Source organism: Desulfoferula mesophila (assembly GCF_037076455.1).
GTDB lineage: Bacteria > Desulfobacterota > Desulfarculia > Desulfarculales > Desulfarculaceae > Desulfoferula > Desulfoferula mesophila.
Map to the genome: position 1 here is coordinate 3744772 of NZ_AP028679.1, position 12623 is coordinate 3757394.

The window sequence follows — 12623 nt, forward strand, 5'->3', positions numbered from 1 at the left end:
GTCAAAATCTCATTATGCCACTGTTTCCGACCAGTTAGGCTGGACCCTTTGCTGAGCATGGTCCGGGGTGAACCAGCGTAGGCAAAGGGTAATCGGAGCGTCAGGTTCGGGCAGAAAGCCTGAAGACCACAAGACGCATCCGATATTCCTTTAGGAAAGGAGAAAAGGATTCACATGAAAAAATTGCTTATCATTGCCGTGGCGGTTATGGCGATCTTCGCCATGTCCGTACCGGCCATGGCGGCTGGCCCGAGCCCGTCGTCTTATACCTTTGAGATGGCCGCTCGTATGCTGACCGACATCGGTTGGGATCAGCAGAGCGCCGAGCAGACCCGCAACGGCCAGACCTCCGTGGGCAGCTGGTTCGTCAACATGCCTGGCCACAGCTACCTGCAGGCCCGCTTCTACAGCGTGGACAAAAACGTGGGTGGCCGTGTCGAGTTGGGCCTGAGGTCCTACAACGGTTCCGCCACCACCAGCCTGCGTTACGCGTACGGCTACTGGCGCGTGGGCAACTGCCGCATCCTGGCCGGCCAGACCGACAACTGGTTCGGCTCCCTGGCTTACCACGTCCGTCAGTATGTGGGCCTGAACGAGAGCGCCCACCTGTTGCTGTTCGGCTGGGGCTTCCTGTGGCCCGGTCGTGTGCCCCAGGTGCAGTTCACCTACAACACCGAGCAGTGGGGCGTGCAGTTCGCCCTGGAACAGCCCAGCAGCGCGTCCGACACCTTCTGGGAAGGCACCATCATTCCGGCCGCCACCCAGGACTTCTACTATCAGGTGCCCCGCATGAGCTTGACCTTCATGTTCAAGTTCGGCGGCTTCATGACCCACCCCGGCGTCATGTGGAGCCAGCACCAGTATGAGCAGGGCGACAACCTGGGCTTCGGCGAGAACTGGGACACCTGGGCCTTCGTGCTCCCCATCAAGTACACCGCCGGCGCCTTCACCCTGAAGTTCCAGGGCCACTACGGCCAGAACTTCTGGGGTGAGATCCCCTTCTACACCGCCGACACCACCGCGCCCACGGTTAACGCCAGCGGCGAGGTTGAGGACACCATCATTTACGGTGGCGTGCTGGCCGGCGAGTACACCATTGGCAAGATCATGATCACCGGTGGCTTCGGCTACGAGAACTTCCAGAACGACCAGTGGTCCGTCAACGGCGACGACACCATCAGCCGTTGGGGCGCCTTCATCGCGGTGCCCTACCAGTTCACCAAGAACTTTGGTGTGCACCCCGAGTTCAGCTACTATGACTACGACAACAACTCCAATGGCACCGATGCCGGCAACGAGTGGCTGCTGGGTGTCCAGTTCCGCTTCATCTTCTAAGAAGATCCTGAACGCCTAAAAAATCACCCCAAAGCGGCCGGGGCCTCGCGCCCCGGCCGCTTTTCTTTTGCTGGCGCGCCCTGGATGGCGGTGGTAGCCTAGTGACTTTGGATACAATAATCTTGACAGCCTGGTTTTTTGGGCTTAAAAAATTGCATCCAATAAAGCGCCGGTCTTGCAAGCGGCATTGGGGGGTGTTCAAGTTCGCCAAGGTTTCTGGGATGTTGTCTTGCTGGCAATCGTCATGCTGATTTGGTGATCGGCCCGGATAATAGTCTGATTACTTAAGTACTTCGGGGGGCCCCGCATCGAAGCAACCCGAGGTTGGTTTATTGGAGGAAGGAGCTCACTGATGAAAAAAGTCTCCCTTTTGGCACCCGGCCCCACCCCGGTTCCTCCCCGCACCTTGCTGGCCATGGCCCAGCCCCTCATCCATCATCGCTCCAGCGATTTTCTGGATATCTTCGGGCAGGTGCGAGAAGGTCTGAAAAAGCTCTTCAAGACCGAAAACGACGTTTTGGTCTTTTGCAGCAGCGGAACCGGCGCCATGGAGAGCGCGGTGGCCAACCTGCTCTCGCCCGGCGACAAGGCCATCGCCATCCGCGGCGGCAAATTCGGTGAGCGCTGGACCGAGCTTCTGGAGGCTTACGGTTGCCAGGCCGTCAACCTGGACGTGGAGTGGGGATACGCCGTAAAGCCCGCGGACGTGGCCGCCCTGCTCAAACAAGACCCCTCCATCAAGGCGGTCTACGTGCAGGCCCTGGAGACTTCCACCGGCGTGAGCCACCCCATCAAGGAGCTGGCCCAGGTGACCAAGGACACCGGCGCGGTGTTGGTGGTGGACGCGGTCAGCGCCCTGGGCGCCTACGACATCCCCACCGACGAGTGGGGCCTGGACGTGGTGCTCTCCGGTTCGCAGAAGGCCCTGATGCTGCCTCCGGGCCTGGCCTTCGCCAGCATCGGCCCCAAGGCCCTGGAGATGATGAAAACCTCCAAGTGCCCCAAGTACTACTTCTCCTGGGCCAAGGAGCTCAAGAACCAGGGGATCAACAAGGGCACCTTCACCTCGCCGGTGACCCTGTTCATGGGCCTGCTGGACATTTTCGAGCTGATAGAGGAAATGGGCCTGGACAACATCTATAGAGAGACCGAGATCAAGTCCAAGGCCTTCAAGGCCGCCATGGCCGCTCTGGGCCTGAGCCTGTATTCCAAGGAGAACGCCTCGGTGGGTCTCACCGCCGTGGAGGCGCCCGAGGGCATCGACGGCCAGGACGTGGTGGGATGGCTCAAGAACAAGTACGCCATCTTCATCGCCGGCGGCCAGGCCCAGGCCAAGGGCAAGATCTTCCGGGTGGCCCACATGGGCTATATCAGCGAGTTCGACACCTTGCAGGGCATCAGCGCCATTGAGATGGCTCTGGCCGGTCTGGGGTACAAATTCGATATGGGCGCCGGCGTGGCCGCGGCCCAAAAGATTTTCGGGGAGGCTTGATCATGAAGATACTGGTCTCCGATCCCCTGCACGACATGGGCGTGCAGATATTCAAGGATCAGGGCTTCGAGGTTGAGGTGAAGACCGGCATGGCTCCCGAGGAGCTGCGCCAGGCCATCAAGGGCGTGGACGGGCTGGTGATCCGTTCGGCCACCACCGTGGACAAAGCGCTTTTGGACGCCGCCGACCAGCTCAAGGTGGTGGGCCGGGCCGGCACCGGCCTGGACAACGTGGACATCCCCGAGGCCACGGCCCACGGGGTGGTGGTCATGAACACTCCGGGGCAGAACTCCAACGCCGCCGCCGAGTTGGCCATGGGCCACATCTTCGCCCTGAGCCGCCACATCGCCCGGGGCAACCGGGGCATCAAGGACGGCAAGTGGGAGAAAAAACAGCTCCGGGGCCGCGAGCTCAAGGGCAAGACCCTGGGCATCGTGGGCATGGGCAACATCGGGCGCATCCTGGCCGAGCTGGGCACGGGCGTGAAGATGAAGGTCATCGGCTATGATCCCTTCCTGAACGACGCCGAGATCCAGGCGCGCGGCGCCCAGCCCGTGAGCTTCGAGGACATGCTGCCCCAGGCCGACTACATCTCCATCCACGTGCCCAAGACCGCCGAGACCAGCAACCTGTTCAGCGCGGACAACCTGGCCAAGATGAAGGACGGGGCCTATCTGATCAACTGCGCCCGGGGCGGCATCGTGGACGAGGGCGCCCTGTGCGACGCCCTGTCCTCCGGCAAGCTGGCCGGCGCGGCCCTGGACGTCTTCGAGGTGGAGCCCCTGCCGGCCGACAGCCGCCTGCTGTTCGCCGACGAGCTCACCTGCACCCCCCATCTGGGAGCCAACACCTTCGAGGCCCAGGAAAACGTGGCCGTGGCGGTGGCCAACCAGATGAGCGCCTATCTCAAGGGCGGGCCCGCCGAATTCGCGGTGAACGAACCCAAGAAATAGCGCCCGACCCCGCAAAACTTATCCGGCCCGGCCGCCAAAGCGGCCGGGCCTTTTTTGTTGCCCGGTTGCGCCGGGCCATCGGCGTACTTATAGTTAGAAGTGTTATATCCGGTTAGGTGCGTCCCGGTGGAATCATTCATGAAAGGCTAGCCAATGAGTGAACAGGAAAAGGGCTTTACCGTAAAGGATCGGCGCAGGTTCGACTCCAGCGGCGATACTCGCGGCGAGGCCGAGCCCCAGCAGAAAAAGGCCCCGGAGCCAGAGCCCCAACCCGCGCCCCAGGCGTCGGCCGAACCAGCCGCGCCCCAAGACGAGGCGCCGGCTGACCAGGGCCCCATGGCCGGAGGCCGCCATCAACTGCCCCCGGTGGACTTCAGCGGTCTGATCATATCCCTGGCCCAGGCGACCATGATGCATCTGGGCCAGATTCCCGGGCCCGACGGCCAGCCCATACCCCCGCAATTCGATCTGGCCCGTCATACCATCGATACCATCGCCATGCTTCAGAAAAAGACCGAGGGCAATCTTGATCCCGAGGAGAAGAAGCTGATCGACGAGGTGGTGAAAGAGTTGCGCATGGCCTTTGTTCATCTGGCCGGCTAGCCTCCTTTTTCCACTAGGAGGAAAAAATGACCCTTAGGAAAACCAGACTTACCGCCAAACCCGCGCTGCTTTTGCTGCCGCTGGTCTTGGCCCTGACCCTGGCCCTGGCCGCTCCCGCCTGGGCCAAATACGTCCCCGACTCCTTCGCCGACCTGGCGGGCAAAGTCAGTCCGGCGGTGGTGAACATCCGCATCGTCAAGACCATCAAGGAGGGGCCCATGACCGGCGTCATGCCCTTCCCCGGCCAGCAGCAGGCGCCGGACCAGGAAGACCCCCAGGGGCAGATGCCCGACCTGCATGAATTCTTCCGCCGTTTCTTCGGCGGCCAGGGCGGTCCGGGCGGTCCGGGCGGCGGCGCCCATCCCCGGCAATTCAAGCAACGCGCTCTGGGCTCGGGCGTCATCGTGGACGCCAAGGGCTACGTGATCACCAACAACCACGTGGTGGCCGAGGCCGACGAAATTTTGGTGCGCATGAAGGGCGGCGAGGAGTTGCCCGCCAAGATCATCGGCCGCGACCCCAAGACGGACCTGGCCCTGATCAAGGTGGACGCCAAGCATGACCTGCCCTTTTTGCCCTTGGGCGACAGCGACAAGCTCAGGGTGGGCGACTGGGTCCTGGCCGTGGGCAACCCCTTCGGCCTGGAGCACACCGTCACCGCGGGCATCATCAGCGCCAAGGGCCGCATCATCGGGGCCGGGCCCTATGACAACTTCCTGCAGACCGACGCCAGCATCAACCCCGGCAACTCCGGCGGCCCGCTGATCAACCTGCAAGGCGAAGTGGTGGGCATCAACACCGCCATCGCGCCCCAGGGCCAGGGCATCGGCTTCGCCATTCCGGTGAACACCACCAAGACGATCATGTCCCAGCTTCGGGATCATGGCCGGGTGGTGCGCGGCTGGCTGGGAGTGACCATCCAGCCGGTGACCAAGGAATTGGCCGGCAAGTTCGGGCTCACCGAGCCCATCGGGGCCTTGGTGGCCGACGTGGCGCCGGGCGGCCCGGCGGACAAGGCGGGCATCAAGCGCGGCGATGTGATCGTGGGCTACGAAGGCAAGACGGTCAAGGACATGCACGCCCTGCCCCGCCTGGTGGCTGAAACCAAGGTGGGTAGCGAGGTCAGCCTGGAGGTGGTGCGCGAAGGCAAGAAACGCCCCTTGCAGGTAACCATCGGCGAGCTCAAGGCCGAGGGCCCCGTCTCGCCCAAGGCCGCCGCCCCCGAGAGCGAAGTCAAGCTGGGCATGGGCCTGCAGGAGCTTAACCCCGAGTTGGCCAAGCAGCTGAACATGTCCGGCAAACAGGGCCTGGTGGTCACTTCGGTGGAGCCGGGCGGACCGGCGGCCGAGGCCGGCCTGCAGCGTGGCGACGTGATCCTGGAGGCGGCCCAAAAGCCGATCGCCAGCTTGGCCCAGTTCAAGGACGCGGCCGGCAAGCTCAAGGCGGGCGAAGGCCTGCTCCTGCTCATCCAGCGCCGCGACTCCACCCTGTTCGTGGTGATCAAGGCACCGGACTCCAAATAACCGCAAACCGACCTGGGGGCCCCAAGGGGCCCCCATTTTTTTTGGAGGCGGCGTTTTGAAGCAACTGACCCTGTCGGCCCCGGCCAAGGTCAACCTGTTTCTGCGGGTGCTGGGCCGGCGGCCCGACGGCTACCACGATCTGGCCACCCTGATGCAGCCTTTGGATTTGGCCGACACCCTTACCGCGCGCCTGGGTTCCCCCGGCTTGTCGCTCACCTGCGACCGGTCCGAGTTGGCCGGTCCGGACAACCTGGTGCTGGCCGCGGCCCGGGCTTATTACGCCGCCCTGGGCCGCGAGCCCGCCGCCTCCTTCGAGCTCACCAAGCGCATCCCCGTGGCCGCCGGCCTGGGCGGCGGCAGCTCCGACGCCGCCGCCGCGCTGATGGCGCTGAACGCCCTGCACGACGGCGCCCTGGAGCCCCGGCGCATGGTGGAGTTGGCCGCCGGATTGGGCGCGGACGTGCCTTTCTTCCTGGCCGGGTGCACCGCCTGGTGCACCGGTATCGGCGAGCGGGTGGAGCCCTGGCCCGACTTCCCGCTGCTCGATATGGTTTTGGTCAACCCCCGCTTCGCCCTATCCACAGCTCACGTCTATCAACAATTTGATTTCTATTGGACAAATCCCCATCAACCAATTAGAATAAAGCGCCCCTCAAGGAACGCCACCTCCTTGGCCCAATTGCTGGTCAACGATCTGGAGAAGGTTTCTTTAGAGGAGCATCCCACCCTGGGCCAGATCAAACAGACGCTTCGCAAGACCGGCGCCAGGGGATGTTTGATGAGCGGAAGCGGACCTACCGTTTTCGGGGTGTTCGCCGATGCTGCCCAGGCAGAGCAAGCGGCACGAAACCTGCGGGCCCAAGGCCGCTGGTGGGTCAGGTCTTGCCGAGGCGTCAGAGCTTGAGCTACGAGGAGGGGGCTGAGCATGGACGTGACCGAGGTAAGGGTCTTCCCGGTAGAGGAAGAGCGACTTAAGGCCTATGCAACTATCACCCTAGATCATTGCTTCCTGGTTAGAGACCTCAAGATCATTAACGGTAACAAAGGTCTTTTCGTGGCCATGCCCAGCAAGAAGCGCAAGGATGGCACCTACCAGGACACCGCCCATCCCTTGAATCGGGATACCCGGCGAATGATCGAGGATGCGGTTCTAGGAGAATACGAACGGGTGCGGGCCGAAGGTCTGGAGGTCAGCGAAGCCGAGATGTAGGGCTCCGCGGCCCCATGCCCGACACCTAATCGCCGCCCGCCAAGTTCGGGTTGCGGCCGCCGGGGGCGTAACGCTCCGTTGCGGTGGTGTCGGCCGGACTGGCTTTTTGGCTCAAACCTGTTAAAAAAGGATAAGTCCCGGGCGCACGGCCGGACCGTGGTGGTTTGGTGCGTAACGTCTCGGGTATGGCCGTTTTAGCGGTCCGGCTTCTCGGACCGGCTACAGGGCCCTTGGGCCCGGGGAATCTCTAGTGAGCCATGTTTAACAAGCTCAAAGTATTCACCGGCAACAGCAATCCCCATCTGGTGGAAGAGATCTGTCACTACCTGCACCTGCCGCTTTCCCAGGCCGTGGTGCGCCGCTTCAGCGACGGCGAGGTCTTCGTGGAGGTGGGTGAAAACGTGCGCGGCTCGGACGTGTTCGTGGTGCAGTCCACCAGCCCGCCGGTCAACGACCACCTCATGGAACTGCTGATCATGCTCGACGCCTTCCGGCGCAGCAGCGCCCGGCGCATCACCGCGGTGGTTCCCTATTACGGCTACGCCCGTCAGGACCGCAAGGTGGCCCCTCGGGTGCCCATCACCGCCAAGCTGGTGGCCGACCTGATCACCACCGCCGGAGCGGGGCGGGTGCTTTGCATGGATCTGCACGCCGGACAGATCGGCGGCTTTTTCAACATCCCGGTGGACCACCTCTACTCCGCGCCGATCATGCTGGAGTACCTGCGCAAGCATCTCACCGGCGAAGCGGTCATCGTCAGCCCCGACGCCGGCGGCGTGGAGCGGGCCAGGGCCATCGCCAAGCGTTTGCAGGCGGGGCTGGCCATCATCGACAAGCGGCGCGAGGCGGCCAACGTGGCCGAGGCCATGAACATCATCGGCGACGTCAAGGGCAAGCTGGCGGTCATCCTGGACGATATGATCGACACCGCGGGCACCCTGAGCGAGGCCGCCCGGGCGCTCACCGAACACGGCGCCCGCGAGGTTTGGGCCTGCGCCGCCCACCCGGTGCTTTCGGGCCCGGCCCTGGGGCGGCTGGCCGAAAGCCCCCTGACCAGGGTGGTGGTGACCAACACCATCCCTCTGGCCGAGGAAGCGGCGGCCAACCCCAAGATACACAGCCTGTCCGTGGCCCAGCTTTTGGGCGAAGCGGTCCGGCGCATACACATGGAAGACTCGGTAAGCTCTCTGTTTGTGTAGATAAACCCGTTCCCCCCCGGAGGGGCCGGATAACATAACGTGACCCATGCTGATTGCCGCGCGCCGTCGCCGGCAATCAGCTTATTGAAGGCCAGGCAAAATCCCTTCCCCGAGCTAACTGCCCGGTGGAAGGAAAACATTTGCCTTTTGTGAAAAATCGCATTATAGTCACTTGACTCAGCGGGCGGACCCTGCAAACATGGGCCGGCCGGAGGAAGTTAGCAGCCATGGAACAAATACCCCTTACGGCAACTCGCCGCGAAAGCACTGGAAAAGGTCCCGCCAAGCAGATGCGGGTCGATGGTAAGGTGCCCGCGGTCTTTTACGCAGGCGGCAAGGACGCGGCCAAGCTCACCATCGAGCAGGCCGAGTTGGAGCGCCTGTTGCGCGGCACCACCGGAGGCAACGCCTTCTTGTCACTGACCATCGAGGGCGACTCCCCCCGCATGGCGGTGATAAAGGACCTCCAGTACGACTACTTGGGGAAAAACGTCCTGCATGCCGACTTTTACGAGGTCAGGGCCGACCAGGAACTGACCCTGGAAGTGTCCATTGAGCTCGTTGGCGAGCCCAAGGGCATGACCGCCGGTGCGCTGCTCAGCCAAAGCGCTTACACCGCCTCGGTGACCGGCCTTATCGCCGACATCCCCGACAACATCGAACTTGACATCAGCGAAATGGAAATGGGCGATGCCCTCCACGCCGAAAACCTGACTTTGCCCGAAGGCGTCAAGCTGCACGGCGATGACAACTACATGGTAGTGTCGTTGAGCGAAGCCATCCTGGCGACCGAGGAAGAGGCAGAAGAAGAGGAAGGCGAGGAAGGCGAAAGCGAAGAAGGCGGCGAGGAAAAGGCCGAGGAAAGCGGCGAGTAAGACGCTTTGGCCGATTACTGGGACCAGGGGCCGCTTTTGGTTCTGGGACTGGGCAACCCGGGCTCCCAATATCAAGGGACCCGGCACAACATGGGATTCGCGGTCACCAGCCTCTTGGCTCAGCGTCATGGATTTTCCATGGGGCGCAGCGGCCACCACAGCCTCTGGGGGCAAGGCCGGGTGGCGGGTCGCATGGTGATAATGGCCCAACCCCAAACCTACATGAACCTCAGCGGCGAGGCGGCCCAGAGCCTGCTTGGCTACTTCGATTTGGAGCCCGGCCGACTCATCGCAGTGCACGACGACTTGGATCTGCCCTTGGGGAGACTCAAGGTCGCCCTGGGAGGAGGGGCGGGAGGCCACAAGGGTGTGGCCTCGATAGTCCAGCGGACCGGCAGCCCGGATTTTGTCCGCCTAAAGGTGGGTATCGGGCGCCCCCGCTACGAGGAGCCGATTGAGAGGTTCGTGCTGAGCGGTTTTTACGCCGACCAGCGGCAGTTGGCAGAAGATATGGTGCTGGCCGCGGCAGATTGCCTGGAGGTAATAATTTCCGAAGGGCCCCAGGCGGCCATGCAAAGATTCCACCGACCTTTAAGCAATGAGGAGGTAGAGGGGTAATGCTTCAACTAACCGTAGCAGCGCCATTTTTGGCCCTGTTCGGGCTGTTGGTGGCCTTTTTGCTTTATGGCTACGTAAAAAAGCAGCCTAACGGAAACGAGCTGATGCAAAAGCTCGAGGGTCAGATCCACGAAGGGGCCATGGCCTTTTTGAAAAAGGAATACTCGATCCTGTCGATATTTATCGTCATCGTGTTCCTGCTTCTGGGCTTCGGCATCGCCTGGCCCACGGCCATCGCCTTTGTCACCGGCGCCATTTGTTCCATCGCCGCCGGCTATTCGGGCATGACCGCGGCCACCCGCGGCAACAGCCGCACCGCCGAGGCGGCCAATAAGTTCGGCCAAGCCAGGGCCCTCAACGTCAGTTACTTCAGCGGTTCGGTCATGGGTCTGTCGGTGGCCAGCCTGGGTCTGTTGGGCGTGGGCTTCTGGTTCTGGTACTACGGCGGCGACCCCCAGACCGCCCTGTACATCAACGGCTTCGCCATGGGCGCCAGTTCCATCGCGCTGTTCGCGCGCGTGGGCGGCGGCGTGTACACCAAGGCCGCCGACGTTGGCGCCGACCTGGTGGGCAAGGTTGAAGCGGGCATCCCCGAGGACGACCCCCGCAACCCCGGCGTCATCGCCGACAACGTGGGTGACAACGTGGGTGACATCGCGGGCATGGGCGCTGATATCTTCGAGTCCTACGTGGGCTCCATCATCGCCACCATGGCCATCGCCGCCACCGCGGGCCTGGCTTCCATCGCCAGCACCGGCCTCATCGAGATCAAGGCCGTGGCCGACCAAGTGGCCGTGGCCGGAGCCAAGGTGGCCGAGGTCGCCATGGCCGAGAAGGTCACCGTCACCGCGGGCGACCCCCTGATGGGTAAAATCGCCATGATGGCTTGCCCCCTGTTGGTGGTCATGGCTGGTCTGGTCTCCTCCTTCGTGGGCGTGTTCTCCATCAAGATCTTCGAAAAGGGCAGCCCTGCCGGCGCCCTGCGCTACACCACCTTTGTGGCGGCGATCGTTTTCGCCATTCTTTCCTTCTTCGTGGTCAAGGGCCTGGGCATGAACACCGGTCCCTGGTGGGCCATCGTCAGCGGTCTGCTCTGCGGCATCGCCATCGGCCTGTTGGCCGAGTACTACACCAGCGGCGCCCCGGTTAGGCACATCGCCGAAAACTCCGAGACCGGCCCGGCCACGGTTATCATCTCCGGTCTGGCCGTGGGCATGCGCTCCACCTACCTGCCCATCCTGGGCATCTGCGTGGCCACCTATATCGGCTACAAGGTGGCGGGCATCTACGGCATCGGCCTGAGCGCCGTGGGCATGCTGGCCACCGTGGGCGCCACCATGACCGTGGACGCCTACGGCCCCATCGCCGACAACGCCGGCGGCATCAGCGAGATGGCTGGTCTGGGTCCGGAGACCCGCAAGATCACCGACTCCCTGGACGCCCTGGGCAACACCACCGCGGCCATCGGCAAGGGCTTTGCCATCGGCAGCGCCGCCCTGACCGCCTTGTCTCTGTTCGTGGCCTTCACCCAGGCCGCCGGACTGCACAACGTGGACATCACCGATCCCATGGTGGTCATCGGCGTGCTGATCGGGGCCATCGTTCCCATGCTGGCCGCGGCCATGACCATGGAGAGCGTGGGCCGCGCCGCCTTCATGATGGTGGAGGAGATCCGCCGCCAGTTCCGCGAGATTCCCGGCCTGCTCGAAGGCAAGCCCGGCGCGGAGCCGGACCCCGCCACCTGCGTGAGCATCGCCACCGGCGCCGCCCTCAAGGAAATGATGGCTCCGGGCATCATGGCGGTCCTCACCCCCGTGGCCGTGGGCTTCATCCTGGGCCCCACCGCCCTGGCCGGCACCCTGTTGGGAGCCTTGGTCATGGGCGCCTTCTTGGCTCTGTTCATGTCCAACGGCGGCGGCGCCTGGGACAACGCCAAGAAGTACATCGAGGAAGGCCACCACGGCGGCAAGGGCAGCGACAACCACAAGGCCGCGGTCGTGGGCGACACCGTGGGTGACCCCTTCAAGGACACCTCGGGTCCGGCCATGAACATCCTCATCAAGCTGATGAGCGTGGTCTCCCTGGTGCTGGCTCCGGTGCTGCTGGGCTTCAGCGGCCTGCTGAACTAAGCGCCAACCCGCCCTGAAAACCGGGACCGGCCCCTTTGGGGCCGGTCCTTTTTTATACCTTTGGCCGCAGGTTTAGCTCGCTCGCCCCATCCGATTAGGCTTGACACAAAATCGCAAGCTGATATAATAACAATTCATACAGGTTACACACCTAAGCGCAGCTTAGCGATCCTCAGGAGCGCGTCTTGTTCAAAAAGGGACAACTAGCGGTCTACCCCGCGCACGGGGTAGGGGTCATCGAGTCCGAGGAAGAGAAGCAAATCGGCGGACTGGCGCAGCGCTTTTATATCCTGCGCATTCTGGAAAACGACATGATAATCATGATCCCCACCGACAACGCCGCCACGGTGGGGCTTAGGCCGGTCATCGACCAAAAGCAAGTTTCCCAGGTTTACTCCATCCTCAAGGACCGTGACGTAATAATTGAAAACCAGACCTGGAACCGCCGCTACCGCGACTACATGAAGAAGATCAAGACCGGTTCGGTCTTTGAAGTGGCCGAGGTGCTCCGGGATCTTTTCCTGCTCAAGCTCGACAAGGAGCTTTCCTTCGGCGAGCGCAAGATGCTCGACACCGCCCGCGGGCTTTTGGTGAAAGAGCTTTCCGTGGCCCGCCAGGCCAAGGAAGAGGACATCGAGGCCGAAGTGGAGAAGATTTTCCACGCCTGATGGCCTCATCCCAGCGAA

General features: G+C 62.9%; 12 protein-coding genes. All 12 read left to right on the top strand.

Translation table 11 applies throughout. The features are described from left to right. Positions 1-174: 174 nt before the first annotated feature. Complete coding sequence (locus tag AACH32_RS17185; protein ID WP_338602202.1) at positions 175-1335, top strand: hypothetical protein; 1161 nt, start codon at positions 175-177, stop codon at positions 1333-1335. A 352-nt stretch (positions 1336-1687) separates the two neighbouring features. Continuing rightward, complete coding sequence (locus tag AACH32_RS17190) at positions 1688-2827, top strand: pyridoxal-phosphate-dependent aminotransferase family protein (protein WP_338602205.1); 1140 nt, start codon at positions 1688-1690, stop codon at positions 2825-2827. Positions 2828-2829: 2 nt separating this feature from the next. Further along, positions 2830-3780, top strand: a complete 951-nt coding sequence (locus AACH32_RS17195) for a hydroxyacid dehydrogenase (protein WP_338602207.1) — start codon at positions 2830-2832, stop codon at positions 3778-3780. 153 nt (positions 3781-3933) lie between these two features. Continuing rightward, positions 3934-4383, top strand: a complete 450-nt coding sequence (locus AACH32_RS17200) for a DUF1844 domain-containing protein (RefSeq protein ID WP_338602210.1) — start codon at positions 3934-3936, stop codon at positions 4381-4383. A 26-nt stretch (positions 4384-4409) separates the two neighbouring features. Then, entirely contained in the window at positions 4410-5906 is a 1497-nt protein-coding gene (locus tag AACH32_RS17205; RefSeq protein ID WP_338602213.1) for a DegQ family serine endoprotease, read from the top strand. Positions 5907-5961: 55 nt separating this feature from the next. Beyond that, positions 5962-6810, top strand: a complete 849-nt coding sequence (locus AACH32_RS17210; RefSeq protein ID WP_338602216.1) for a 4-(cytidine 5'-diphospho)-2-C-methyl-D-erythritol kinase — start codon at positions 5962-5964, stop codon at positions 6808-6810. 21 nt (positions 6811-6831) lie between these two features. Next, complete coding sequence (spoVG, locus tag AACH32_RS17215; protein ID WP_338602218.1) at positions 6832-7116, top strand: septation regulator SpoVG; 285 nt, start codon at positions 6832-6834, stop codon at positions 7114-7116. 257 nt (positions 7117-7373) lie between these two features. Next, positions 7374-8315, top strand: coding sequence for a ribose-phosphate pyrophosphokinase (locus AACH32_RS17220; protein WP_338602220.1), 942 nt, complete (start codon positions 7374-7376; stop codon positions 8313-8315). Between the two features lie 227 nt (positions 8316-8542). Continuing rightward, complete coding sequence (locus AACH32_RS17225; protein WP_338602222.1) at positions 8543-9190, top strand: 50S ribosomal protein L25; 648 nt, start codon at positions 8543-8545, stop codon at positions 9188-9190. Positions 9191-9196: 6 nt separating this feature from the next. Continuing rightward, positions 9197-9808 carry an aminoacyl-tRNA hydrolase gene (gene pth / locus AACH32_RS17230; protein WP_338602224.1) on the top strand — a complete coding sequence of 204 codons (612 nt, stop codon included), beginning with the start codon at positions 9197-9199 and terminating at the stop codon, positions 9806-9808. Further along, on the top strand, positions 9808-11937 hold the full coding sequence (locus AACH32_RS17235) for a sodium-translocating pyrophosphatase (protein WP_338602227.1): 2130 nt from the start codon (positions 9808-9810) through the stop codon (positions 11935-11937). Before pth ends, AACH32_RS17235 begins: the two co-directional genes overlap by 1 nt. Positions 11938-12122: 185 nt before the next feature. After that, entirely contained in the window at positions 12123-12605 is a 483-nt protein-coding gene (locus AACH32_RS17240) for a CarD family transcriptional regulator (RefSeq protein ID WP_338602230.1), read from the top strand. The last annotated feature ends 18 nt before the right edge of the window (positions 12606-12623 follow it).